The sequence below is a fragment of the Nonomuraea sp. NPDC048892 genome (assembly GCF_040649735.1).
Classification (GTDB): domain Bacteria; phylum Actinomycetota; class Actinomycetes; order Streptosporangiales; family Streptosporangiaceae; genus Nonomuraea; species Nonomuraea maheshkhaliensis.
Map to the genome: position 1 here is coordinate 123,096 of NZ_JBEZFZ010000022.1, position 22,569 is coordinate 145,664.

Below are 22,569 nucleotides of genomic sequence, written 5' to 3' on the forward strand. Positions count from 1 at the left end.
AACTCCCATGTCGAAGCTCCATCGTCAGGGCGGCGCCGCGCACGTCTTCCTGATCCCCTGGTGGCTGGGCCTCGTGCTGGTCACGGCCGTGCCGCTGATCGCCTCCTTCTACCTGGCCTTCACCGACTACAACATCCTCAGCTCGCCGAAGTTCAACGGCCTTGAGAACTTCGAGCGCATGTTCCAGGACGACTACTTCTGGGCCGCCGTCCGCGTGACCGCGGTCTACGTGGTCGTCTCGATCCCGCTGCAGCTCGGCTTCGCGCTGCTGCTCGCCCTGATCCTCGACCGCGGCCTGCGCGGCCTGGCCTTCTACCGCAGCGCCTTCTACCTGCCCTCGCTGCTGGGCACCAGCGTCGCCGTGGCGATCCTGTGGCGGCAGATCTTCGGCGACGACGGCCTGATCGACCGGGCGCTGTCGCTGTTCGGGCTGGAGCTCGGGAGCTGGCTGCAGAACCCCAGCCTGTCGCTCTCGACGCTGATCGTCCTGAACGTCTGGACGTTCGGCTCACCCATGGTGATCTTCCTGGCCGGCCTCCGCCAGATCCCCGAGGAGTTGTACGAGGCCGCCAAGGTGGACGGCGCCGGAATCGTGCGCCAGTTCACCAGGGTCACGATCCCCCTGCTCACGCCGATCATCTTCTTCAACCTCATCCTGCAGACGATCGGCGCGTTCCAGACCTTCACCCAGGCCCACGTCGTCAGCGGCGGCACCGGGGGCCCGGCCAACTCGACGCTGTTCTACACGCTCTACATCTACCAGCAGGGATTCACGAACTTCGACATGGGCTACGCCTCCGCGCTGGCCTGGGTGCTGATGGCGGCCATCGGCCTGGTGACGGCCGTGCACTTCGTCCTGTCGAGGTACTGGGTCTTCTACGGAGACGACTGATGACGACCGCGACCACCTCGCTCGACTCCGCCCGCGCCCGCTCCACGGCGTTCCTGCGCCGGCGCGGGCGCCGGGACCTACTCAAGCACCTCGGGCTCGGCGTCTTCGTGCTGCTGATGCTCTATCCGCTGATCTGGATGATCGTCAGCTCGCTCAAGCCCGACCACCTCATCCTCACCGAGACGGGGCTCATCCCCAGCGAGATCACCTTCGACAACTTCGTCGAGGGCTGGAACGCGCTCAACCGCCCGTTCACGGTCTTCTTCCTCAACTCGCTGCTGGTCACCGTCGGCTCGATCATCGGCAACCTGTTCTCGTGCTCGCTGACGGCGTACGCGCTGGCCCGGCTGGAGTTCCGGATGCGCGGGGTCTATCTCGCCATCACGCTGCTGTCGGTGATGCTGCCGATGCACGTGCTGGTGATCCCGCAGTACATCTTCTTCTCGCAGCTCGACCTGGTGAACACGTACTATCCGCTGCTCATCCCGAAGTTCCTGGCCACGGACGCGTTCTTCATCTACCTGATGGTCCAGTTCATCAGGACGATCCCGCGCGACCTGGACCGCGCGGCCTGGATCGACGGCTCGGGCCCGTTCCGTACCTTCTGGTACGTGGTCCTCCCGCTGATGCGGCCCGCCCTGGTCACCACCACGATCTTCACCTTCATCTGGACCTGGAACGACTTCTTCATCCCGCTGATCTACCTCACCTCGCCGAAGATGTTCACGGTGCCGGTGGCGCTGAACTCCATGGTCGACTCCGAGTCGCAGGGCGGCGTGGGCATGTTGTTCGCGATGTCGCTCGTGTCGCTGCTGCCGGTGCTCATCTTCTTCGCCATCGCCCAGAAACAGCTCATCCGCGGCATCGCCACCACGGGGCTCAAATGAGAATCATCATCACCGGCGACCACGACGAGCTCGCCCGCCGCCGCATCCGCAGGGCGGCGGGAGACGCTCACGTCGAGTTCGCCGCCGACCCGGGCGGCGGCATCGAGCTGGCCGACGCCGTCGTCGGCAAGGTGCCCGAGCCGCTGCTGGCCAGGGCGGGCCGGCTGCGCTGGGTGCACAGCCCGGCGGCGGGCGTGGACGGCGTCCTGTCCGACACGCTGCTGGCCAGCGACGTGACGCTCACCTCCGCCACAGGCAACGGCGCGATCCCGCTGGCCGAGCACGCGATGCTGCTGCTCCTCATGCTCGACAGGGACGTGCCGCGCTGGCTGCGTGCCCAGTCCGAGCGCCGCTGGGAGCGCTACACGCACGGCGAGCTGGCCGGCAAGACCGTCGGCCTGTACGGGCTGGGGCACGCGGGCCTCGACCTGGCCGCCAAGGCGAAGGCGTTCCACATGCGGGTGCTGGGCATGCGCAGGAAGGACGCCCCCGCGCCCGGCGTGGACGAGCTGCTCGGCCCGGAGGAGTTCCCGCGTTTCCTGGCCGAGTCGGACTACGTGGTGGTCACCGCGCCGCTCACCCACGCCACCGCGGGGCGCTTCGGCAAGGCGGAGTTCGCCGCGATGAAGCCCACGGCCTGCTTCGTCTGCGTCTCGCGCGGCGGCATCGCCGACGACGACGCCCTGCTCGGCGCGCTGCGCCGGGGCGAGATCGCCGGCGCGGGCCTGGACGCCCACGGCGTGGAGCCGCTGCCGCCGGCCAGCCCGTTCTGGTCGCTGCCGAACGTCATCGTCACCCCGCACAACGGCGCCACCACCCGCGAGACCGCGGGCCGCGGCCTGGACATCCTGCTGGACAACCTGGGCCGCTTCGCCAGGGGCGAGCCGCTGCGCAACGTCGTCGACAAGGCCGCCGGGTACTGAGAGGCGCAGTATACTTGTCTGACGATTTTGCCTTTTCTGGGAGGAGTTCCATGGACGGTAAGCCCAGCTTTCCTCTCGGACCATCATCACTGACGGAAGCGCTCTACGAGTCCGTACGCAAGCGCATCGTCAACGGCGACATCGCCCCGGGGGAGAAGCTCACCGAGATCCGGATCGCGAACGAGTACAGCGTCGCACGCCCCACCGCCAAAGCCTGCCTCGAACGGCTGACCGCGCTCGGGCTGCTGCGCCGTACCACGCACAAGACCGCCGTCGTCCCCAAGCTGGACGAGGCGGAGATCCGCGACCTCTACTTCAGCCGCGAGACCGTCGAACGGGCGGCGGTCGTGGCGCTGGCCCGCGCCGGCAAGGTGCCGCCCGAGGCGGTGCGCGCCCAGGCGGCGATGAGGGTGGCGGCCGGCGAAACGGCCCAGCACGGCTCCGACCAGAGCTCTCACGCGGGGGCGTTCGCCACTCAGGTCGAGGCCGACATCGCCTTCCACTCCGCGCTGGTGGCCGCCGTCGGCAGCCGCCGCCTGGCGCGGATGCACGAGGTCATCCTCGGCGAGGTGCACCTCACCATGGGCCAGTTCCAGGCCCACCGCACCACGGACCCGATGAACGTGGCGCACGAGCACGACGACATCCTCAAGGCCATCGGCGACGGCGACCCCGAGCGGGCGCAGCAGTGCCTGGCCCATCATCTCGACCAGGCCCAGGGGCGGCTGCTCGGCCAGCTGCGCCGCGAACGATCGGAAGAGGCCCACGCGTGACCAGGTGGAGCGTCAACTGTTCCCTCCTCTACACGGACCTGCCGCTGCTGGAGCGGCCCGCCGCGGCGGCGGCCGACGGGTTCACCGCCGTCGAGTTCTGGTGGCCGTGGCCGGTGGCGGTGCCAGGCGACCGTGAGGTGGACGCGTTCGTCGCCGCCGTCGAGAACGCGGGCGTGCGGCTGACCGGGCTCAACTTCTTCGCCGGCGACATGCCGGGCGGCGACCGGGGCGTCGTGTCCTGGCCGGGCCGTACGCGTGAGCTGCTCGACAACATCCCCGTGGTGGCCGCGATCGGCGAGCGGCTCGGCTGCCGTGCTTTCAATGCCCTCTACGGCAACCGGATCGACGGCGCCGACCCCGCTGAGCAGGACGAACTGGGCGCCGAGCTGCTGACCGCCTGCGCCAAGGGCGTCTCGGGCACGGTGCTGCTTGAGCCGGTCAGCGGCGCGCCGCGTTATCCGCTGCTGACCGCCGCCGACGCCGTGGCCGTGCTCGACCGGCTGGGCGACGTGCCCAACCTCGGCCTGCTCGCCGACTTTTACCACCTGGCCGTCAACGGCGACGACATGGCCGCCGTCATCGACCGGCACGCCGCGCGCATCGCCCACGTGCAGATCGCCGACGCCCCTGGCCGGGGCGCGCCCGGTTCGGGCGAGCTGCCGCTGCCGCGGTGGATCGACGACGTGTACGCCGCCGGATATGACGGATATATCGGCCTGGAATACCGCGCGGAAGGGCCCGACGCCTTCGCCTGGCTCCCCCGCGAGCAGCGGGCCGCCGCCCCCGACCCGCGATCATGAACGCGACTCCGAACGCGGCCTTCGACGCCGCGGCCGACACGGAAGGATCATCCACGTGAGCGCCATCGCCTTCATCGGCCTCGGCATCATGGGCTCGCCCATGGCCGTCCACCTGGTCAGGGCCGGGCACGCCGTGGCCGGGTACAACCGGTCGCCGGACAAGGCGAAGCCGCTGGCGGCGGCCGGCGGGCGGGTGGCCGGGTCGGTCGCCGACGCCGTGACGGGCGCCGAGGTCGTCGCGCTCATGGTGCCCGACTCGCCCGACGTCCAGGATGTGCTGACCGGCGACGACGGCGTCTTCGCGCACGCCGCCCCCGGCACGCTGATCATCGACTTCTCCTCCATCCGCCCCGACGTCACCCGCGAGCTGGCCGAGGAGGCGGGCCGCGGGGGCCTGCGCTACCTCGACGCCCCCGTCTCCGGCGGCGAGGCCGGCGCCAGGAACGCGGCTCTGTCGATCATGGTCGGCGGCGCGGCCGGCGACTTCGAGGCCGCCCGGCCGATCTTCGAGGCGGTCGGCAAGACCGTCGTCCACGTCGGGCCGAGCGGCTCAGGCCAGACGGTCAAGGCCGCCAACCAGCTCATCGTGGCGGCCAACATCGAGGCGCTGGCCGAGGCCGTGGTGTTCCTGCGGGCGTACGGGGTGGACCTGGAGGCCGCGATGGACGTGCTCGGCGGCGGCCTGGCCGGCTCCGCCGTACTGACGCAGAAGCGCGGCAACATGACCGGGCACTCCTTCGAGCCAGGCTTCCGCATCGCGCTGCACCACAAGGACATGGGCATCGTCACCTCGGCGGCCCGCGAGGCCGGCGTCGTGCTGCCGCTCGGCGCGCTCGTGGCCCAGCTCGTGGCCTCCGCCAACGCGACCGGCGACGGCGGGCTCGACCACTCGGCGCTGCTGCGCGGCGTGGAGCGCCTCTCCGGCACCGCGTAGGGGAAGCGCCCGGTATGGGTAGCTCTATGGACGTCACCGTAAGTGACAAGGAGGCGCGCCTTCTGACCACTTAGGGGGATTGTGCCCGTAGTCGTGGGCCATGTTCTCTTTGCGATCATGGCCCGCGTACGCGGCTGCCGTCACCTTCCTCACCCTGCTCCCTGCGGCCGGCGCGAACGCCGCAGGACCGGCCGAGCTGCCACCGCCCCTGTCCGCCGAGGCCGCGTACGCGCAGCTCGCCCGGCTCGACGTCGCGGAACCTGGCTCGATGTCCGGCTACAGCCGCGCCCGCTTCCCGCACTGGATTCAGCAGGGCAACTCCTGCGACACCCGCGAGGTCGTGCTCGCCCGCGACGGCGCCGACGTCAAGCAGGACGAGAACTGCCGCGCCATCTCGGGCACCTGGCACAGCGAGTACGACAGCAGGGACTTCACCGACGCCTCCGACCTCGACATCGACCACATGGTCCCGCTCGCCCAGGCGTGGCGCTCCGGGGCGAACACCTGGACCGACGCCCGGCGCAGGGAGTTCGCCAACGACCTCGAAGGGCCGCAGCTCATCGCGGTCTCGGCGTCCTCGAACCGGTCGAAAGGCGACCAGTCACCCGACCAGTGGCGGCCGCCGCAGCAGTCGTACTGGTGCGTCTACAGCCGGGCCTGGATCGACGTGAAGTCCCGCTACGACCTCACGATCACCGAGGCCGAGCGGGAGGCGCTGACCGAGATGGTGGGCACCTGCCGCATGGACGGTGAGGCCTGAATGGACGCCGTAGGGAGCTTCGAGAGCAACGTCGTCGCCGGCCCTGGTGGGGTGATGACCGACGAGGTGGGCGTCATCACCGGCGAGCTGACCGTGCGCACGGAGGTGTCCGGCGACCGGGTGACGGTACGCGTGCAGTACCTGGACGCCGACGAGTGGTACGAGATCGACGGCAGCCCCCTGAGCCCGGCTCCCGGCCTCGGGCAGGACCTGCACCAGGAGATCGTCCAGGCGGTCCGCCACGGCCTCCCGGACGGCCTCCCAGATGGCCTCTCGGCCCTCCGCCCGCTCACCTGAGCCCCGGCCCCGACGACGGCCCGCCACCGCTCCGCCCCGGTGACAGTCCGTTACCGGAGCCCGGTCACGCGGCGGATCCGTGCGGCGGGTGGGCTGCGTGTCGGTCCGGCGTGTCGTCGGGGTCAGGAGAGGCGCTGGAGCAGTTCGTCGCCGCTCATGGGCCGGCCGGGTGGGGCGGGGGCGGGGTGGTTGCGCATGCCGGCCAGCGCGAGCCGGACCGCGCGGTCCCGAAGGTCCTCGCCCAGCTCGGCCGGCAGGGTCGGCACCCCTCGCATGAGCAGCCCCACCACGCCGATCACGTCACCTGGGCCCACGTCGAGCCGCAGCGCACCCTCGGCGTGGGCGGCGCCGACGATCCCGCCGAGCTCCTCCAGCAGCCGGGCGCGGCCTGAGACGATCTCGGGCGTCACGGTCGTGTCGGGCGTCACAATCACCTCGCGGGTCTCGCTCACCTCGTGTGTCACGATCGCCTCGTGGGCCACGGTCGCCTCGTGGGTCGCGCCCGACTCGGGCGTCGGCGTTCCCACCATCGGTAGCAGCGGGTCGAGTCCCAGCTCGACGCAGCCCTCGACGAAGCGGCTGAGCGCGTCCCACGCCCAGGTCTCCTCGTGGCCCGCCTGCTCGGCCAGCGCGATCATGCGGTCGAGGCCGTCGGCGATGAGGTCCCGGTTCCCGGCGTCCGCTCTCGGTTGGCCCGGCGCGCCCATGCGGTCAGCCGCCTCTCGTCAGGTGTCGCTTCCCCAGCAGCCTAACCTCACGAACCGGAGGATTCCTCTCCCGTACGCGCTGCTCAGCCCTTCGCTGCGAGGGTCGTCCTGAACATGATCCTCCGAGCCGGCGGAACCCGGCCCGGAGGAGACACGCACCACCAGCAGCGGCGGCTAAACGCTCTGGCCGTTCTGGGCGCTGCGGCCGTTGTGGCCGCCGGGTTGCCGGTCGAGGCGGAACATCGGCTGACCCGGCATACCCGGGTCCGCGTCCAGCGACTTGTCGTCGAGGATGGGCGCCGCGTCCTGCGCGACGAACACCCGCACGTCCTCCTTCTCCACCACCTGGTCCCCGGCCTGCGGCGTGGTCGCCAGGGCCACCTCCAGCGTCCCGGCCTCGTCGGCCTTGGCGGAGATGCGCAGCCCGGCGTCGGCGGGCACGTCCTCCCCATCCATGAGATCCCGGATGGCGACGACGGCGTTGTCAGTCAGTACCAGCACGACCTGCTCCTTTGTCCTCGTGAACCCTCCGCCTAACCCACGGGTCCCACCCCAAACTCCGAGGCTCCTGCACACGCTTCATGCGGCGTGAGCGATGAGTTCGGGCGGCGGATCGGGTCTGCCCTGGCATGACTCGAATCACGCTGTCATCCTCGGCCGTCACCTCTCCCGGTGATCCGATGACCACTGTCAACGCCAAGGAGATCGCCTTGGGCATCGAGTCGTTCGGTGCCGACGACGCGCCACTCGTCCTGCTCGCGGGCGGGACGACGATGCTCTCCTGGCCCGACGCGCTCTGCCGGCGCCTCGCCGCCGGCGGGCGCCGTGTGGTGCGCTACGACCTGCGCGACAGCGGGGAATCGACGACGACGGATCCGGAGGCGCCCGCCTACACCCTGCGCGACCTCGCCGCCGACGCGGCGGCCCTCGCTGACGCGCTCGGCGGGGGGCCCGCGCACCTCGCGGGGATCGGCGTCGGCGGGATGGTCGCCCAGGTGGCCGTGCTCGACCATCCGGGCGCGTTCTCGGCGCTCACCCTGGTCGGCACCCGCGCGGTCGCCCCTGGCCCGCCCGACGACGATCTCCCCGACCATGACCAGGCGACGATGAGCCGGTTGTTCGCGCGTCCGATGCCCGATTGGGCCGACCACGAGGCGGTCGCGGAGTTCGCCGCAGCCGGCGCGGAGATCCTCGGCGACGACCCCGTCGCCGCGCGCGCGATAGCCGCGCGCGTCTGGGACCGCACGCCCGGCACCGCGCCCCCGGTCCAGCTGGCCAATCAGCTGGGCATGGTGTTCTCCAGGCTCGACTGCGCGCCCCGCTGGCGCGAGCGCCTGCCCGAGATCGAGGTTCCCACGCTCGTCGTCCACGGCCGCCGCGACCGGTTCTTCCCCGTCGGCAACGGCGAGGCGATCGCGCGCGAGATCCCGCGGGCACGGCTGCTCGTCCTCAAGGAGGCCGCCTCCGCGATCCCCCCTGCGGCGATCGGCGAGGTCACCGAGGCGATGCTCACGCTCGGATAGAGGACCTGACTCCGGGCCGACATGCCCGGACGGACGCGGCTCACCGGCCCGTGCGGGAGTGCGGCTGTTAGGTTCTGGCTCATGGGTGAGTTTGTGAGCGTCGAGGTGGCCGACCAGATCGCCACGATCCGTCTTGACCGTCCGAAGATGAACGCCCTCAGCGGCCAGGCCCAGAGGGAGATCGAGGAGGCGGCCGGCATCGTCGACGCCGACCCGCTGGTGCAGGCCGTGATCCTGTACGGCGGGGAGCGGGTGTTCGCCGCCGGCGTGGACATCAAGGAGATGGCCGGCATGTCCTACGCCGACATGTCCGCCCACTCCACCGGCCTCCAGGGCTGCTTCACCGCGGTCGCCCGCATCGGCAAGCCGGTCATCGCCGCCGTCACCGGCTACGCCCTGGGCGGCGGCTGCGAGCTGGCCCTGTGCGCCGACTTCCGGGTCGCGGGCGAGTCGGCCAAGCTGGGGCAGCCGGAGATCCTGCTCGGCCTCATCCCCGGCGCGGGCGGCTCCCAGCGCCTGCCGCGCCTGATCGGGCCGGCCAAGGCCAAGGACCTGATCTTCACCGGCCGGCACGTCCCCGCCGCCGAGGCGCTGGCGATGGGCCTGGTCGACCGGGTGGTGCCGGACGAGCAGGTCTACACGGCGGCCCTGGAGTGGGCCGCGACCTTCGTGGGCGGCCCGTCGGTCGCCCTGCGCGCCGCCAAGCAGGCCGTGGACCAGGGGCTGGAGACCGACCTCGACACGGGTCTCGAGATCGAGCGGCTGCAGTTCTCCGGGCTGTTCGCCACCGAGGACGCCAAGCTCGGCATGAAGGCATTCATGGAGAAGTCCAAGGCCAAGTTCACCGGTCGCTAGAGGCGGCTCCAAGGCCGGGTTCACCGCTCGGCGGAGGTCGGCCCCAGAGCCGATTCACCGGTCGGCGGAAATCCCGTCCAGGGCCGGGTTCAAGGGTCTGCGGAGGTCACGGAGCCGGGCCGGGCAGGTCGGTGCGACGCGAAGTCAACACATTCGGTAAGGGTCGTCCTTTCCGATGTTGGTTTGCCACTATGGTGGCGTTTCATGATGCGCGTCCTCGTCCCTGCCCGGCTCAGAAAGGCCGTGCGCACGTGGTTCGATTCCCGCTACATCTCGATCTCTGATCATCGCCAGGACATCAGGGACGCGCTCTGGGAGGTCCAGACCCTGAGGCGGGAGATGGTCACCCTCCAGGGCGAGGTGGAGCGGCTGCGCCAGACCCGCCCGGCATCGCCGCCACCGCCGCCGCGGCAGTCGCCCGCCGACAAGGCGAAGATCGACGACACCCGCAGGCTCGCCCAGGAGACGGCGAAGGCCCTGGACGGCGTGCTGCAGAACGAGATCCTGGTCTGGCAGGCCATCGACGAGCTGCGCGCCGCCGCGGCCGAGGCCCAGGCGAAGCAGACCGCGGCGGTGCAGGCCGCCGTGGACCAGAGCACCGTGGTCCAGACCCCCATGGATCCGGGAGAGCAGGGTCGCGCCGAGGAGCAGTCGTGCGCGTGACGTGGAGCGGCGGGGGCGCGCTGAGCTTCCGCCTCGATCCTGACGACGAGATCACCGGCACCGCCTCCGACGACTACCCGATCAAGCTGGCCATCAACGCGTGCTCCCTCGGCGGGGTGCCCGACGACGCCCATCCCGACCTGTTCGCCGTGGCCGCCTGGACGATCGTGGCCCCGTGGACGCGCCATCGGATCACGTTCGACCGCGCCGTCTCCGCGGAGCTGGCCCAGGCCCTGCACGAGGGCTGGGGCATCGAGGCGGGCCCGATAGGGGCCGAGGCGCGTCGCCCGGGGGCCCGGCTGGCGATCTCGTACAGCGGCGGCGCCGACTCCGTGGCGGCGGCCACGATGTACCCGGACGCGCCGTTCATCCACTTCCGCCGGGTCGACCACCCCCGCGTGCCGAACCGCTGGCCCCACTACCGCTCCGACGTGCTGGCCGAGCTGGCCGCCGGGACCGGCAGAGAGCTCAGCACGGTCACCTCTGACCTGGAGTACACGCTGGCCGAGCCCCGCCCCGGCTACCCCGAGCACCACGCCGTGGCCGCCGGCGCCCTGCTGCTGGCCGACCGGCTCGACCTCGGCGGCCTGGGCTTCGGCTACGAGATGGGCTCGCGCTGGCTGGGCGGCGGACGCTACCTGTGGCGCTACACCCCCGACAATCCCATGTGGTCGCCCCACGGCAGGTGGGGCCGCCTGTTCGCGGCCGCGGGCGTGCACATCGTGCTGCCCGTCGGCGGCGTGAGCGAGGCGGTCACCATGCGCCTGGCGCTCGGCTCCGGGCTGCGGCCCCAGGTCCGCTGGTGCCTGCGCGGCACCGACGGCCCGTGCCGCGTCTGCGGCAAGTGCCTGTACAAGGAGCTCATCCAGGCCGCCGTCGAGCGCCGTCCGCTGGACACGCCGATCAAGGCCGATCACCCCGCCGCCCGGAAGTATCTCAAGAAGCCGCCCTACGGCGGCCAGGAGATGATCCAGTACGGGCTCTCCCGCGTCCCCGGCATCGAGAACACCCTGTTCGCCCCCGCCCTCGACTACTTCGACGTCTCGGAGGAGGCGACGAGCTGGCTGGAGCACTGCTACCCGCCCGCGCTCGCCGAGATCCCCGAGCCGTGGCGGGCGCAGGCGGAGGCGTTCGTCGAGGCGAACGTCGGGCTGATGACCGAGCCCGAGGTGCGCAGGGTGGAGTCGTGGGGCGCGTGATCAGCGGCTGGACGAGGAGTGGAACGGCGTCGTGAAGGTTTATCTGTCGGTGGACATGGAGGGCGTGACGGGTCTGACCGACCCGGAGGAGATGCACGCCGGCAAGCGCGGGTACGAGCGCGGCTGCGAGCTGATGACCGCCGACGCCAACGCGGCGATCGAGGGCGCGTTCGCGGCGGGAGCCGGCGAGGTGCTGGTCAACGACGCCCACGGCTCCACCAAGAACCTCAGGATCGACCTCCTCGACCCCCGGGCGACCCTGATCAGGGGGCCGGGCAAGGCGCAGCGGATGGCCCAGGGGCTCGACGGGACGTTCGGGGCGGCCTGCTTCGTGGGCTACCACGCCCGCGCGGGCGTGCCCGACGGCGTGCTCAACCACACCTGGATGGGCAAGGAGATCCAGAACGTCTACCTCAACGGCGAGCTGTGCGGCGAGACCCGGCTGGTCGCGGCCTGCGCCGGGTTCCACGGGGTTCCGGTGGCGCTGGTGACCGGGGACGAGGCGGTGGGAGAGGAGGCCCGCGAGCTGCTCGGCGACGTCGAGACGGTGGCGGTCAAGCGGGGCATCGACAAGTTCTCGGCCGAGCTGCTGCCGCCGGTCGTGGCCCAGGCGCGCATTCGTGAGGCGGCCTCGCGTGCGCTCGGTCGGTTGAGCGACTTCACGCCGTACCAGCCGGCGGCGCCGTACACGCTGGGGGTGGAGTGGAACTCCACCGCCATCGCCGCCGCGGTGGCGCTGATCCCTGGCGTGAAGACGGCCGGTTCGCGGCACACCGAGTTCACCACCGACGACTTCACCCAGATCATGGCCCTGTTCGGGATCTTCGCCACGATCGGTGGTCAGATCGCCTGCGGCAGCGGCCCCTATGGCTGAGAGCGGCGGCGGCGGGGCGCTGACCAGGCGCGGGCTGCTGGTCGGCATCGGGGCGGTAGGTGGCGCCGGGGCCATGTACGCGGCCATGGGCGCGCTCGGGCTGGCCCCCGCCGAGCAGGACAAGGACTTCACCGCCCCGAGGACGGGCGACTTCACCCTGCGCGGCAAGGGCTCGGCCAAGGTGGTGATCCTCGGCGCGGGGGTGGCGGGGCTGACGGCCGCGTACGAGCTGGGCAAGGCCGGCTACGACTGCACGCTGCTCGAGGCCAGGCCGAAGGCGGGCGGCAGGAACCTGACACTGCGCGGCGGCGACCGCCTGACCGAGCTGAACGGCCCCGCCCAGGACGTGACGTTCGGCGAGGGCGTCTACTTCAACGCCGGCCCTGGCCGCATCGCCCCCTGGATGGTCACCCTCGACTACTGCCGCGAGCTGGGCATCCCCATCGAGACCTTCATCAACAACAACGCCGCCGCGTACGTGCACACCAACGGCAGGACCGTGCGGGCCCGCGAGGCACGCGCTGACATGTACGGATATGTCGCCGAACTCCTCGCCAAGGCCACCGATCTCGGCGCCCTCGACCGGGTCGTCTCCAAGAACGACCAGGAGACCCTGCTGGACTTCCTGCGGCGCTTCGGCGACCTCGGCCCGAAGCTGGAGTACGAGGGCTCCGACCGCCGCGGCTTCACGAAGTTCCCCGCGCTGGACGCCGGCACACCCGTCCCCGCTCCCGGCAGCCTGCACCAGATCCTCGCCGCCGGCACCGGCCGCGCCATCACCGGCGACTTCGGCTTCGAGCAGGCCACCCCCATGTTCCAGCCCGTCGGCGGCATGGACGCGATCGTGACCAGGCTCGTCGAGGCCGTCGGCCAGGACCGGATCAAGACCGGCGCCAAGGTCACCAAGATCACCACCCTGGCGGACGGCGTGGAGGTCGTGCACACCGGCGGCTCGATCAAGGCCGACTACTGCATCGCCACCCTCCCGCCCCACCTCCTCGCCAAGATCCCGCACAACCTGGGGGCCCAGGTCACCGCCGCGCTGGCCACCCCGGTCCCTGCTGCGGCGGGCAAGATCGGCCTGGAGTACGGCCGGCGCTGGTGGGAGCGGGAGGACCGCATCTACGGCGGCGTCACCGAGACCGACCTCGACGTCACCCACATCTGGTACCCCTCACACGGCTACCACTCCGAGCGCGGCCTGCTCGTCGGCTACTACAACACCGACAAGAACGCCGAACTGTACGCGGCGCTCACCCCCGAGGACCGCAGGCGCAGGGCGCTCACCCAGGGCAAGAAGATCCACGGTGAGAAGTACCGCCAGGACGTCCTGTCCAGCGCCTCCATCGCCTGGGAGCGCCAGGAGCACATCCAGGGAGCCTGGGTGCGCTGGCCGTCCTTTGATTCGTCGTTCACTCTTCTGCAACGCCCCGCCGGAAGGGTCTACTTCGCGGGCGACTGGCTCACCCATCTGATCGCTTGGCAGGCGGGGGCCATGGAATCCGCCCGTGGCGCCGTCACTCAACTGCACCAGCGAGTGCTGCAGTCTCCGTGACGTCGCCCGCTGATCCCCAGGGCCACAATAGGCTCGTGGGAGAAGCGATCGAGGAGCTGGGATGACGTTGCACTGGGTGCCCGCGACCGAACGGATCGACCTGCTGGCCGATCCGGTGGCCGCGGCCCTGTCTGACATCGAGGAGGGGATCGAGGTCGCCGAGATCGATCCCGGCCTGGCCGACACGGCGGCGTTCTGCGAGCGCTACGGCGTGACTCTCGACGAGTCCGCCAACTGCGTCGTGGTGGCGGCCAAACGCGGCGGCGAGACCCGTTACGCCGCCTGCATGGTGCTCGCCACCATGCGGGTGGACGTCAACGGCGTCGTGCGCAAACACCTCGACGCCCGCAAGGCGAGCTTCGCGCCGATGGACGACGCCGTCCGGCTCACCGGCATGGAATACGGCGGCATCACGCCCCTCGGCCTGCCCGAGGAGTGGCCGATCCTGGTCGACGCGCACGTCGCGCGGTACCCCAGGGTGGTCATCGGCAGCGGCGTGCGCAGGTCGAAACTCGCTGTATCAGGTGCCGCGCTGGCCGCTCTCAAGGGAGCAGAGGTGCTCTCCTTGGCCGGCTGAGGGAAAACTGAAGCCGATTCGAGACCGTTGGATGGGAAACCGAAGGGCCCGCTCTGGACGTTGTACGAGTGGGAATGTGGCCTCATGGTTCATCTCGTGGGCGGGGATTAAGCCGGTATGGTGCTTCATGCCATGAACGATGACCGACTAGGCCCTTACCGGCTGCTCAGGCGGCTCGGTGAAGGCGGAATGGGTGTTGTCCACCTCGCTGTCGACCCCCAGGGGCGGCAGGTGGCGGTCAAGGTCCTGCGCGGAGAGGTCGCGGGCGACGAGGTCGCCAGGCGGCGGCTTTCGCGTGAGGTCGAGACCATGCGCAGGGTGCGCAGCAAGTTCATCGCCGAGGTGCTCGACGCCGATGTGACCGGTCATCGTCCTTACATCGTCACGCGTTACGTGCCGGGCCGTCCGCTCGACGAGATCGTCAAGGACGACGGCCCGCTCGACCTGCCCGCGCTGGTCCGGGTCGCGCACGGGGTGGCCGCCGCGCTGTCCGCCGTGCACTCGGTGGGCGTGATCCACCGCGACCTCAAGCCGGGCAACGTGCTCATCCTCGACGGCGAGCCCGTCCTCATCGACTTCGGCATCGCGCAGGCGGTCGACGCGACCCGGCTGACGCAGACCGGCATGTTCATCGGCACGCCCGGCTACCTCGCCCCCGAGATCATCGAGGGCCAGGAGGCGGGTCCCGAGGTCGACGTGCACGCCTGGGCGGGCACCCTGCTGTACGCCGGCACCGGGCAGCCACCGTTCGGCAAGGGCACGCTGGAGATGATCTTCTACAACATCACCGCGGGCAAGGCCGACATCAGCGGCGCCCCGGCGGAGCTGCGGCCGCTGCTGAAGGCCGCCTTCCAGCGCAACCCGAGCAAGCGGCCCAAGGCGGCCGAGCTGGCCGAGCAGACCGCCCGGATGTTGCCGAAGTCACCGCAGGGCTCCTCGCCCGACGAGATCTCGACCGTGCCGCGCCCCGACGCGGCGCCGTCGGTCCCGCTGACGCCGCCCCCGCTGGTCACGGACAAGCCGTCCTACGACATCTCCACGCCGCCGGTGACGCCCAGGCGGCTGATCGAGAGCCAGGAGCAGCCCGCGCTGCCGCCGCAGGAGCAGCAGTACGTGTCGCTGCTGCCCGACCAGCCCGACCCCTACCCGACGCGCCGGGTGTCGCCGGAGGAGCTGCGGCAGATCCAGCGCGAGGCCGGCCTGCACGGGTCGCCGTCGTCGGCCCCATCACCTGCGCAGTCGGCCGCGCAGCCGGCGGGCGGCAACGGTCCCGTGGCGCCGCCGCAGGGCGAGACCGACGTGCCCACCACGCGGGTGCGCCCCGACTCGGCCGACTACCGCAGGCTCACCCAGCCTCCGCAGCAGGGTCAGCAAGCTCAGCACCAGGCTCCGGCCGTCGGCCGTCCCGAGGCGCCGGGTTCCGGTCCGCAGCACGGCCCGCACCAGGGCTCGCCCTCCGGATACCGGCACGGCCCCGGCTCCGGCCCGCAGCACGGTCCCGGCTCGGGGCCCCAGCACGGCCGGGGTTCCGGCCCCCAGCAGCACGGCCCGGGCTCGGGGCCGCAGCAGCACCAGCAGCACGGCCCGGGTTCCGGTCCGCAGCGCGGCGCAGGTCAGGGCCGGGGCGACCTCAACGACTACGGTCGGCCCAACCCGATCCCGGTGCAGCCGCCGCCCTACATCCCGGCCCAGCCGCAATATCCGCACCTCGACCCGACCAAGCGGGAGCCTTTCCTCCCGAGCGTCGCGCCGGGCAAGGTGCTGCAGCGTTCCAGGGCCTACGGTCTGGCCGGTTCGATGCTGCTGATCCTGATGATCGTGGCGGCGGTGCGCGCGCCCGTGCTCGTGTCCGTCGTGGCGATCCCGATCGCGGTCCTGCTGCGCGCGGCCGACCTGGCCCAGCCGCAGCTCACGGCCCGCAGGGCGGCGGGCGCGGCGGCGCTCGACGTGATCAGGGTGCTCGCCTATCCTGCCGCGCTGGCCAAGTCGGCCGGCATCACGCTGGCCCTGGGCCTCTACGCGCTCATACTCGGACTGCCGGTCACGCTGCTACTCACGGTCGTGGCGGGTATGAATCCCGACAACGCCCTCGCGTGGGGCGCCGCCATAGCGCTGTGGACGGTCTGCGCGGGCCCCGGAGTCGAGGGGCCGGGCAAACAGATGCGCAGAACGCTCGCGTCGCTCGTACCCTCGAGAACAGCGGCGATGGTGATGGCGGGAGTGCTGGCCGCGGTGGCCGCGCTCTCGCTGACCCTCGCCATCGGAACGTTCGGGGACAAGAGGGAGGCCGTATGGACTCCGCTGAACGTCGATCCAGTGAGCAGACAGCTGGATCAGCTAGGGGGGGAATCCGGAGGATGACGGGGGGAAGGTGGCGATGAGCACCCAAGCACCAGAACGCCTCGGCCCGTACCGACTGGTCAGGAAGATCGGCGAAGGTGGCATGGGGGTCGTCCACCTGGGTCTCGACGGCGAGGGCCGCGAGGTCGCCATCAAGGTCCTGCATCCCCACGTGGCCGCCGACCTCAAGGCGCGCGACCGGCTCACCCGCGAGGTCGAGACCATGCGCAGGGTACGCAGCCCGTACGTCGCGGAGGTGATCGACGCCGAGCTCGTCGGCGGGCAGCCGTACGTGGTGACCCGGTTCGCGCCGGGACGCACGCTGGAGGACACCGTCCTGAGCGAGGGCGCCCTGGAGGCGCGCGACGTGATCAGGCTCGCCCAGGGGCTCTGCCAGGCGCTGGTGGCCATCCACGCGGCCGACGTGATCCACCGCGACTTCAAGCCGTCCAACGTCATGCTGGTCGACGGCGAGCCGCTGGTCATCGACTTCGGCATCGCCCACCTGGTCAACGCGACCCGGCTGACGCAGACGGGCATGTTCGTCGGCACGCCGGGCTATCTCGCGCCCGAGATCATCCGTGACTCCGAGATCACCCAGGCCGCCGACGTGCACGCGCTGGCCTCGACGGTGTTCTTCGCCGCGACCGGGGCGCCGCCGTTCGGCACGGGCACGTTCGAGGCGGTCTGCTTCAACATCATGGAAGGCCGGGCGCAGGTCGACAAGGCGCCCGTGTGGCTGCGCGGCTGGCTCAGCCGGGCACTCCAGGTCGATCCGGCGGCCCGGCCGGGCGCCCAGGAGCTGCTGCGCATGGCCAAGGCGCTCGATCCGTCGGTGACCACGTTCAACGAGGCGTCCTTCGACGGGCCGACGGGGACCAAGCGCCTGGGCGACCGCACGCGCACCATGGACAACTTCTCCGACCTGCTCCCGCCGGTCGAGTACACCAAGCCCGCCCCGCCGCCGACGCCAACCCGCCAGGAGCAGCGGCCGGCGCGCCGCGAGCAGCCGCGCCGCGACGAGCGGCCGCCGCCCTACGTGCCCGCGCCGATGCCGGCCAGGCCGTCCGCCCAGTACGGCGACCAGCGGGTGGCCGGCTATCCTGGCGCGCCGGCGCCCGCGCAGGCGCGGCCCTACGCCCCGCCGCCGCAATACGCCCCGCCGCCCCAGTACACTCCGCCGGCCGAGCGCAGGAGATACCTGTTCGGCAGCCAGGTCGTCGGGCTGCTCCTGCTGGTCACGCTCGTGGCGCTGACCGTGCTGATGCCGGTCACGGTCGGCGCGGTGGCCCTCGCGCTCGCGGTCGTGCTGCGCATCGGCGAATACCTGTTCGGCGACATGGTCAAGCGGCGCCAGGTGCGCGGCAGCAGCGCGGCCGATCCGCTGCTCGTCCTGGTCGGCACCCCGTGGGCGCTGATCAAGTCCGCGCTCGTGACGCTGGTGCACGCGCCGCTGGCGCTGCTGTTCGGCGTGTGCGTGTGGGGGGTGCTCCACTGGGGCGCCCGGCTCGACGTCAACGAGGCCGCCGCGTACGCCGCGGGCGCCTTCGCCGCCGGGCTGTTCGTGCTGCCGGGCGGTGGCGCGCCGCGCAAGGCGGTCACCCGCACGCTCACCGGCGTGCTGCGCAGCCCGGGCGCGGCGCTGGTCGCGGTCGTGCTGGTGGGCACCACGGCGCTGTTCGCGGTCATGTTCGCGCTGGGGCAGCCGACGGACTGGTACCCGTGGCAGGAGCCCGAGAAGGTGATCGACCAACTGGCGAGTGAGGCCAGGCAGAGCACGATCGGCCTGATCACGGGGCTGATCGGCAGCCTGCTCGACGATCTCGGGCTGGGGTTCCTGAATCCCTGGTCCTGAGTGCCCGCGGTCCTGAGAGTCCGCGGTCCTGAGTGTCCGCGCCGTCTCCCTGGGGGAGAGATGAAGGTATGAGCGAGCGCCTGGGGCCGTACGAGCTTGCCTCCCGTCTCGGGGCCGGCGGGTTCGGCGCGGTGCACCTGGCGCTCGACCCCGAGGGACGCACGGTCGCGGTCAAGGTGCTGCACCCCCACGTGGCGGCCGACGGCGGCGCGCTGGCCCGGCTGGCGCGTGAGGTGGAGACCATGCGCATGGTCGGCGGGCCGCACGTCGCGGAGGTGCTCGACGCCTCGCTGACCGGCGAGCGGCCCTACCTCGTGACCCGCTACGTGCAGGGCCGGCCGCTCAGCGCCGTGCCCGTTCCCGTGCCCGATCTCAGGCGGCTGGCGGCCGGCCTGGCCGACGCGCTGCTCGCCATGCACGCGGCGGGCGTGGTCCATCGTGATCTCAAGCCGGCCAACGTGATGATGACCGAGGGCGAGCCGGTCGTGATCGACTTCGGCATCGCCAGCGCGCTCGACTCGCTGTCCGTCACGGCCTCGGGCGCCGTGGTGGGCACGCCCGGCTACCTCGCCCCTGAGGTGCTGGAGGGGCGGGCGGCCGGCATGGAGGCCGACGTGTTCTCGTTCGGGGCCACGCTGGCGTACGCGGCCACCGGGCGGCAGCCGTACGGGCAGGGTCCCGCCTCCGCGGTGGCCTACCGGGTGGTGCACCATCCGCCCGACCTCGACGACGCGCCGGAGTGGCTGGCGCCGCTGTTACGCGAGTGCCTGTCCACCGATCCGGCCGCGCGGCCGTCGGCCGCGCAGATCTGCGCCAGGCTCGGCGTCGAGCCCGTCGCCCACGTGCCGCTCGTCTCCCCCCAGGTGGCTCCACAGGTGGCTCCACAGGCGGCTCACGCAGTACGTTCCCGCTCCGCGAACGACGACCTGGGCACCAGGGAGTGGCGGCCGGGCAGGGAACGGCATCGCCGTTCGGTGGAGGAGTCCAGGGCCAGGCACCGGGAGAAGGTGCGCAGGCGCTGGCTGATCGGCTCGGGGCTGTTCGTGGCGCTGCTGGCGGCGGCCGCGCGTGAGCCGCTGCCGGAGGTGTCGCTGTTCCTGCTGGCGGCCTACGCGGTGGGCGTGGTGGCCGACGCCGGGGTGGCGCTGTTCTCCCGGGGCCTCTACCGGCGCAGCCGGCTGGTGGCCGACGCGCTCAGCGTGGCGGGGGTGGCCGGGATCTGCTTCGGGCTGGCGGCGATGTTCAGCCCGTTCACGCTGGCGCTGTTCGCGGGCACGGCCCTGGTGGTGGGGATCGTGTTCCTGGTGTCCGCCTGAGCAGCTACCGAATAAAGTTCGGTATGGTGGGGGAGGGCTTCGTGCTCGGTGCGCGTATGGCTGGTTTGCGCGTAAGCTACCCATGGGTAACATAACCGCGAAACACGGCAGACCCTCTGTCGGGAGCCCGCCGGGCACCTGGCAGTCTGGACAGATGCATTCGGCGCCACCGCAGCGAGGCGGGGGCGCACGCGAACTACGGGAGGTCGGCCACCGGCCATGAACATCGTCGTCTGCGTGAAGCAGGTCCCCGACACGGCGACCGAGCGCAAGCTGCGGTCCGAAGACAACACGCTCGACCGTGACGCCGCCGACGGCGTGGTCAACGAGCTTGACGAGTACGCGGTCGAGGAGGCACTGAAGCTCAAGGAGGCTCACGGCGGTGAGGTGACCGTCCTCACCATGGGGCCCGGCAAGGCCACCGAGACCATCCGCAAGGCGCTGGCCATGGGCGCCGACAAGGCCGTCCACCTCAGCGACGACGCTCTGCGCGGCTCCGACGCGCTGTCCACCTCCTACGCGATGGCCCAGGTGCTCAAGAAGATCGGGTTCGACCTGGTCGTCCTCGGCTCAGAGTCCACCGACGCGCGCACCGGGATGTTGCCCGCCATGCTGGCCGAGCGGCTCGGCACGCCGCAGCTCACGCTGGCCAACAAGGTCGAGGTCGAGGGCGACACGATCAGGGTCCAGCGCCTGGCCGACTACGGCTACGACCGGATCGAGGCCACGCTGCCCGCCGTCGTGTCGGTGGTCGAGAAGATCAACGAGCCGCGCTACCCCTCGTTCAAGGGCATCATGGCGGCCAAGAAGAAGCCGGTCGAGACGCTCGCCATCGGCGACGCCTCCATCGACGCCGCCCAGGTGGGCCTGGCCGCCGCCTGGTCCGAGGTCGTCGACTTCGCGCCCGCCCCGCCGCGGGCGGCCGGCACGATCGTCAAGGACGAGGGCGACGGTGGCGTGAACGCTGCCGAGTTCCTGGCGTCCAAGAAGTTCATCTGAGAACGGGGGTCTTACGGAAATGTCGGAAATTCTCGTTCTCGTCGAGCAGGTCGAAGGCGAGGTCAAGAAGGTCACGCTCGAACTGCTGACCCTGGCCCGCACCCTCGGCACGCCCGCCGCAGTTTGGGCCGGCCCCGGCATCACGGCGGAGGCCAAGGCCAGGCTCGCCGAGTACGGCGCTGACAAGATCTACGTCGCCGGCTCCAGCGACCTCGTGGACCACGTGGTGGCCCCGAAGGCCGAGCTGCTCGCCCAGCTCGTGACCTCGGCCTCGGCCGCCGCCGTGCTGGTGGCCGCCACGGCCGAGGGCAAGGAGATCGCCGGCCGGCTGGCCATCAAGACCGACTCCGGCGTCATCACCGACGCCGTGGGCCTCGCCGAGGGCTTCGTGGCCGACCAGTCGATCTTCGGCGGCGGCGTCAACGTGCACTCCAGGGTGCGCAAGGGCACGCCGATCGTGGCCGTCCGCCCCAACTCCACCGCCCCCGTGGCGGCCGCGGGCGCCGGCGTGGAGGAGGAGGTTTCGGTCACCCTGACCGACGCCGCCAAGGCCACCCGAGTCGTGGAGCGGGTCAAGCAGGAGAAGGGCGCCCGCCCCGAGCTGACCGAGGCCGCGATCGTGGTCTCCGGCGGGCGCGGCGTGGGCTCGGCGGAGAACTTCTCGGTCATCGAGGGCCTCGCCGACGCCCTGGGCGCGGCCGTGGGCGCCTCGCGCGCCGCCACGGACGCGGGCTGGTACCCGCACCAGTTCCAGGTGGGGCAGACGGGCAAGACCGTCTCGCCGCAGCTCTACATCGCGGCCGGCATCTCCGGCGCCATCCAGCACCGGGCCGGCATGCAGACCGCGAAGACGATCGTCGCCATCAACAAGGACCCCGAGGCGCCGATCTTCGAGCTGGCCGACTACGGCGTGGTGGGCGACCTGCACCAGGTCGTGCCCCAGCTCACCGAGGAAGTCAACAAGCGCAAGTAGCCGCCGCGCCGCCCCTCCGCCGGCCGGTCGTGCCGGGGGAGGGGCGGCGCCGGGTTCTTCGGGGCCTACCGACGACGCCGCTCATCGGGTTCCGGGCCGCGAGGTCGTTCTTGGCCGCGAGGTCAGCGGGCGGGGCGGAACAGGGCGATGGTCCTGGTGCCGATCTTGTAGGTGGCGTGCGGACGCGGGCCGCCGTCCGTGGGCACCTTCCGGCCGCGTACCGCCACCGCGATCACCGCGTCGTCGTCGAGCACCCGCCCGAGGGCGCGCACCATGCTCCCGAGGCTCCCGAGCCCACCCTCCGCGCCGGGCCCCAGCCAGGAGGTCTGCTCGCCGTACGGGACGTCGGTGAGCACCACGCCAGGGCGCAGGCCGCCGAGCGCGTCGCGGAGCGCGTCCGGGTCGAACACGTCGGCCTGACGGGCGACCCCCCGCACGTCGCCGCCCTCGTTCGCCAGCCCGCGAGCCAGCCGCCCCGCCGCCAGTGCCGCCGCCGCGTAGGCCGGTTTGTCATAGCGCTCGGCGCGTTCGTCCAGCTCAACCGCCCTGGCGGCCAGCCCGGTCGCGGTCAGCAGACCCAGGTTCCGCTCGGCCAGGCGCACCGCCTCGGCGTCGAAGTCGGAGGCCACCACCCCGGTCACCAGCCGGCGGTGCAGCAGTGCGACCACGGTCAGCAGGTAGCCGCCCCCGCAGCACGGATCCCACACCAGCGCCGGCCCGCCGCCGCGCAGGGCCAGGGCGCTCTGGAACATCTCGCTGGCCAGCCGGACGGGGAAGGCGGGAAAACCGGGGGCCGAGTGGAGCACCCCGCCGCTGGCCAGGTCCTCGTAGTTCGCGCGTACGACGGCGTGACGGTAAGGCATGGGT

At 71.5% G+C, this 22,569-nt stretch carries 23 protein-coding genes; 20 read left to right on the plus strand and 3 right to left on the minus strand.

Translation table 11 applies throughout. The annotated features are described in order from the left end of the window. Positions 1-7: 7 nt before the first annotated feature. From AB0C28_RS43425 to AB0C28_RS43460, 8 genes are all read left to right on the plus strand, one after another. Positions 8-892, plus strand: a complete 885-nt coding sequence (locus AB0C28_RS43425; protein WP_357848632.1) for a sugar ABC transporter permease — start codon at positions 8-10, stop codon at positions 890-892. Next, positions 892-1,779 carry a carbohydrate ABC transporter permease gene (locus AB0C28_RS43430; protein WP_346110531.1) on the plus strand — a complete coding sequence of 296 codons (888 nt, stop codon included), beginning with the start codon at positions 892-894 and terminating at the stop codon, positions 1,777-1,779. Before AB0C28_RS43425 ends, AB0C28_RS43430 begins: the two co-directional genes overlap by 1 nt. Then, on the plus strand, positions 1,776-2,702 hold the full coding sequence (locus AB0C28_RS43435) for a D-2-hydroxyacid dehydrogenase (RefSeq protein ID WP_358081637.1): 927 nt from the start codon (positions 1,776-1,778) through the stop codon (positions 2,700-2,702). Before AB0C28_RS43430 ends, AB0C28_RS43435 begins: the two co-directional genes overlap by 4 nt. Before the next feature lie 50 nt (positions 2,703-2,752). Further along, positions 2,753-3,475: a GntR family transcriptional regulator gene (locus tag AB0C28_RS43440; protein ID WP_357848628.1), complete on the plus strand. Its 723-nt coding sequence runs from the start codon at positions 2,753-2,755 to the stop codon at positions 3,473-3,475. Next, complete coding sequence (locus AB0C28_RS43445) at positions 3,472-4,275, plus strand: TIM barrel protein (RefSeq protein WP_358081640.1); 804 nt, start codon at positions 3,472-3,474, stop codon at positions 4,273-4,275. The genes AB0C28_RS43440 and AB0C28_RS43445 overlap by 4 nt, the downstream gene beginning before the upstream one ends. 55 nt (positions 4,276-4,330) lie before the next feature. Then, positions 4,331-5,209 (plus strand): 2-hydroxy-3-oxopropionate reductase, encoded by an 879-nt coding sequence (locus AB0C28_RS43450; protein WP_358081643.1) that lies wholly within the window; start codon positions 4,331-4,333, stop codon positions 5,207-5,209. A gap of 100 nt (positions 5,210-5,309) precedes the next feature. Continuing rightward, complete coding sequence (locus tag AB0C28_RS43455; RefSeq protein WP_358081645.1) at positions 5,310-5,969, plus strand: HNH endonuclease family protein; 660 nt, start codon at positions 5,310-5,312, stop codon at positions 5,967-5,969. Beyond that, positions 5,970-6,266, plus strand: coding sequence for a hypothetical protein (locus tag AB0C28_RS43460; protein ID WP_357848620.1), 297 nt, complete (start codon positions 5,970-5,972; stop codon positions 6,264-6,266). It begins immediately after the preceding gene. A gap of 122 nt (positions 6,267-6,388) precedes the next feature. Here AB0C28_RS43460 and AB0C28_RS43465 read toward each other — a convergent pair whose 3' ends face one another. Further along, positions 6,389-6,973: a hypothetical protein gene (locus AB0C28_RS43465; RefSeq protein WP_358081648.1), complete on the minus strand. Its 585-nt coding sequence runs from the start codon at positions 6,971-6,973 to the stop codon at positions 6,389-6,391. A 174-nt stretch (positions 6,974-7,147) separates the two neighbouring features. Continuing rightward, entirely contained in the window at positions 7,148-7,474 is a 327-nt protein-coding gene (locus AB0C28_RS43470; RefSeq protein WP_357848617.1) for a Fe-S cluster assembly protein HesB, read from the minus strand. A 179-nt stretch (positions 7,475-7,653) separates the two neighbouring features. Here AB0C28_RS43470 and AB0C28_RS43475 point away from each other — a divergent pair, with 179 nt between their 5' ends. The 12 genes from AB0C28_RS43475 to AB0C28_RS43530 all read left to right on the plus strand — a co-directional run bounded on the left by AB0C28_RS43475 (position 7,654) and on the right by AB0C28_RS43530 (position 21,702). Continuing rightward, positions 7,654-8,496: an alpha/beta hydrolase gene (locus tag AB0C28_RS43475; protein WP_358081651.1), complete on the plus strand. Its 843-nt coding sequence runs from the start codon at positions 7,654-7,656 to the stop codon at positions 8,494-8,496. Positions 8,497-8,577: 81 nt separating this feature from the next. Then, the gene (locus AB0C28_RS43480; RefSeq protein WP_357848613.1) at positions 8,578-9,351 is read left to right on the plus strand and encodes an enoyl-CoA hydratase-related protein; all 774 of its coding nucleotides are present in this window, start codon (positions 8,578-8,580) and stop codon (positions 9,349-9,351) included. 204 nt (positions 9,352-9,555) lie between these two features. Beyond that, positions 9,556-10,014 carry a hypothetical protein gene (locus AB0C28_RS43485; protein WP_357848611.1) on the plus strand — a complete coding sequence of 153 codons (459 nt, stop codon included), beginning with the start codon at positions 9,556-9,558 and terminating at the stop codon, positions 10,012-10,014. Continuing rightward, entirely contained in the window at positions 10,005-11,213 is a 1,209-nt protein-coding gene (locus AB0C28_RS43490) for a DUF6395 domain-containing protein (RefSeq protein ID WP_357848609.1), read from the plus strand. The genes AB0C28_RS43485 and AB0C28_RS43490 overlap by 10 nt, the downstream gene beginning before the upstream one ends. A 31-nt stretch (positions 11,214-11,244) precedes the next feature. Continuing rightward, positions 11,245-12,087, plus strand: coding sequence for a M55 family metallopeptidase (locus AB0C28_RS43495; RefSeq protein WP_358081654.1), 843 nt, complete (start codon positions 11,245-11,247; stop codon positions 12,085-12,087). Then, complete coding sequence (locus AB0C28_RS43500) at positions 12,080-13,642, plus strand: FAD-dependent oxidoreductase (RefSeq protein ID WP_357848606.1); 1,563 nt, start codon at positions 12,080-12,082, stop codon at positions 13,640-13,642. The genes AB0C28_RS43495 and AB0C28_RS43500 overlap by 8 nt, the downstream gene beginning before the upstream one ends. Positions 13,643-13,703: 61 nt before the next feature. Continuing rightward, on the plus strand, positions 13,704-14,219 hold the full coding sequence (locus AB0C28_RS43505; protein ID WP_358081657.1) for a YbaK/EbsC family protein: 516 nt from the start codon (positions 13,704-13,706) through the stop codon (positions 14,217-14,219). A 132-nt stretch (positions 14,220-14,351) separates the two neighbouring features. Further along, positions 14,352-16,580, plus strand: coding sequence for a protein kinase (locus AB0C28_RS43510; RefSeq protein ID WP_358081659.1), 2,229 nt, complete (start codon positions 14,352-14,354; stop codon positions 16,578-16,580). A 16-nt stretch (positions 16,581-16,596) separates the two neighbouring features. After that, on the plus strand, positions 16,597-18,414 hold the full coding sequence (locus AB0C28_RS43515) for a serine/threonine-protein kinase (RefSeq protein WP_358081662.1): 1,818 nt from the start codon (positions 16,597-16,599) through the stop codon (positions 18,412-18,414). 68 nt (positions 18,415-18,482) lie between these two features. Beyond that, complete coding sequence (locus AB0C28_RS43520; protein WP_358081665.1) at positions 18,483-19,730, plus strand: serine/threonine-protein kinase; 1,248 nt, start codon at positions 18,483-18,485, stop codon at positions 19,728-19,730. Positions 19,731-19,949: 219 nt separating this feature from the next. Further along, complete coding sequence (locus AB0C28_RS43525; protein WP_346112094.1) at positions 19,950-20,729, plus strand: electron transfer flavoprotein subunit beta/FixA family protein; 780 nt, start codon at positions 19,950-19,952, stop codon at positions 20,727-20,729. A 19-nt stretch (positions 20,730-20,748) separates the two neighbouring features. Then, on the plus strand, positions 20,749-21,702 hold the full coding sequence (locus AB0C28_RS43530) for an electron transfer flavoprotein subunit alpha/FixB family protein (RefSeq protein ID WP_357848596.1): 954 nt from the start codon (positions 20,749-20,751) through the stop codon (positions 21,700-21,702). A 122-nt stretch (positions 21,703-21,824) separates the two neighbouring features. On the opposite strand, the gene AB0C28_RS43535 is transcribed toward AB0C28_RS43530, so the two are convergent. After that, the gene (locus AB0C28_RS43535) at positions 21,825-22,565 is read right to left on the minus strand and encodes an rRNA methyltransferase (protein WP_357848594.1); all 741 of its coding nucleotides are present in this window, start codon (positions 22,563-22,565) and stop codon (positions 21,825-21,827) included. Between the last annotated feature and the right edge of the window lie 4 nt (positions 22,566-22,569).

Coding starts and splice junctions, on each gene's coding strand:
- AB0C28_RS43520 (WP_358081665.1), top strand. CDS start 18,483: ATGAGCGAGCGCCTGGGGCCGTACGAGCTTGCCTCCCGTCTCGGGGCC.
- AB0C28_RS43465 (WP_358081648.1), bottom strand. CDS start 6,973: ATGGGCGCGCCGGGCCAACCGAGAGCGGACGCCGGGAACCGGGACCTC.
- AB0C28_RS43425 (WP_357848632.1), top strand. CDS start 8: ATGTCGAAGCTCCATCGTCAGGGCGGCGCCGCGCACGTCTTCCTGATC.
- AB0C28_RS43500 (WP_357848606.1), top strand. CDS start 12,080: ATGGCTGAGAGCGGCGGCGGCGGGGCGCTGACCAGGCGCGGGCTGCTG.
- AB0C28_RS43535 (WP_357848594.1), bottom strand. CDS start 22,565: ATGCCTTACCGTCACGCCGTCGTACGCGCGAACTACGAGGACCTGGCC.
- AB0C28_RS43430 (WP_346110531.1), top strand. CDS start 892: ATGACGACCGCGACCACCTCGCTCGACTCCGCCCGCGCCCGCTCCACG.
- AB0C28_RS43475 (WP_358081651.1), top strand. CDS start 7,654: ATGACCACTGTCAACGCCAAGGAGATCGCCTTGGGCATCGAGTCGTTC.
- AB0C28_RS43455 (WP_358081645.1), top strand. CDS start 5,310: ATGTTCTCTTTGCGATCATGGCCCGCGTACGCGGCTGCCGTCACCTTC.
- AB0C28_RS43510 (WP_358081659.1), top strand. CDS start 14,352: ATGAACGATGACCGACTAGGCCCTTACCGGCTGCTCAGGCGGCTCGGT.
- AB0C28_RS43530 (WP_357848596.1), top strand. CDS start 20,749: ATGTCGGAAATTCTCGTTCTCGTCGAGCAGGTCGAAGGCGAGGTCAAG.
- AB0C28_RS43460 (WP_357848620.1), top strand. CDS start 5,970: ATGGACGCCGTAGGGAGCTTCGAGAGCAACGTCGTCGCCGGCCCTGGT.
- AB0C28_RS43440 (WP_357848628.1), top strand. CDS start 2,753: ATGGACGGTAAGCCCAGCTTTCCTCTCGGACCATCATCACTGACGGAA.
- AB0C28_RS43485 (WP_357848611.1), top strand. CDS start 9,556: ATGATGCGCGTCCTCGTCCCTGCCCGGCTCAGAAAGGCCGTGCGCACG.
- AB0C28_RS43480 (WP_357848613.1), top strand. CDS start 8,578: ATGGGTGAGTTTGTGAGCGTCGAGGTGGCCGACCAGATCGCCACGATC.
- AB0C28_RS43505 (WP_358081657.1), top strand. CDS start 13,704: ATGACGTTGCACTGGGTGCCCGCGACCGAACGGATCGACCTGCTGGCC.
- AB0C28_RS43435 (WP_358081637.1), top strand. CDS start 1,776: ATGAGAATCATCATCACCGGCGACCACGACGAGCTCGCCCGCCGCCGC.
- AB0C28_RS43525 (WP_346112094.1), top strand. CDS start 19,950: ATGAACATCGTCGTCTGCGTGAAGCAGGTCCCCGACACGGCGACCGAG.
- AB0C28_RS43515 (WP_358081662.1), top strand. CDS start 16,597: ATGAGCACCCAAGCACCAGAACGCCTCGGCCCGTACCGACTGGTCAGG.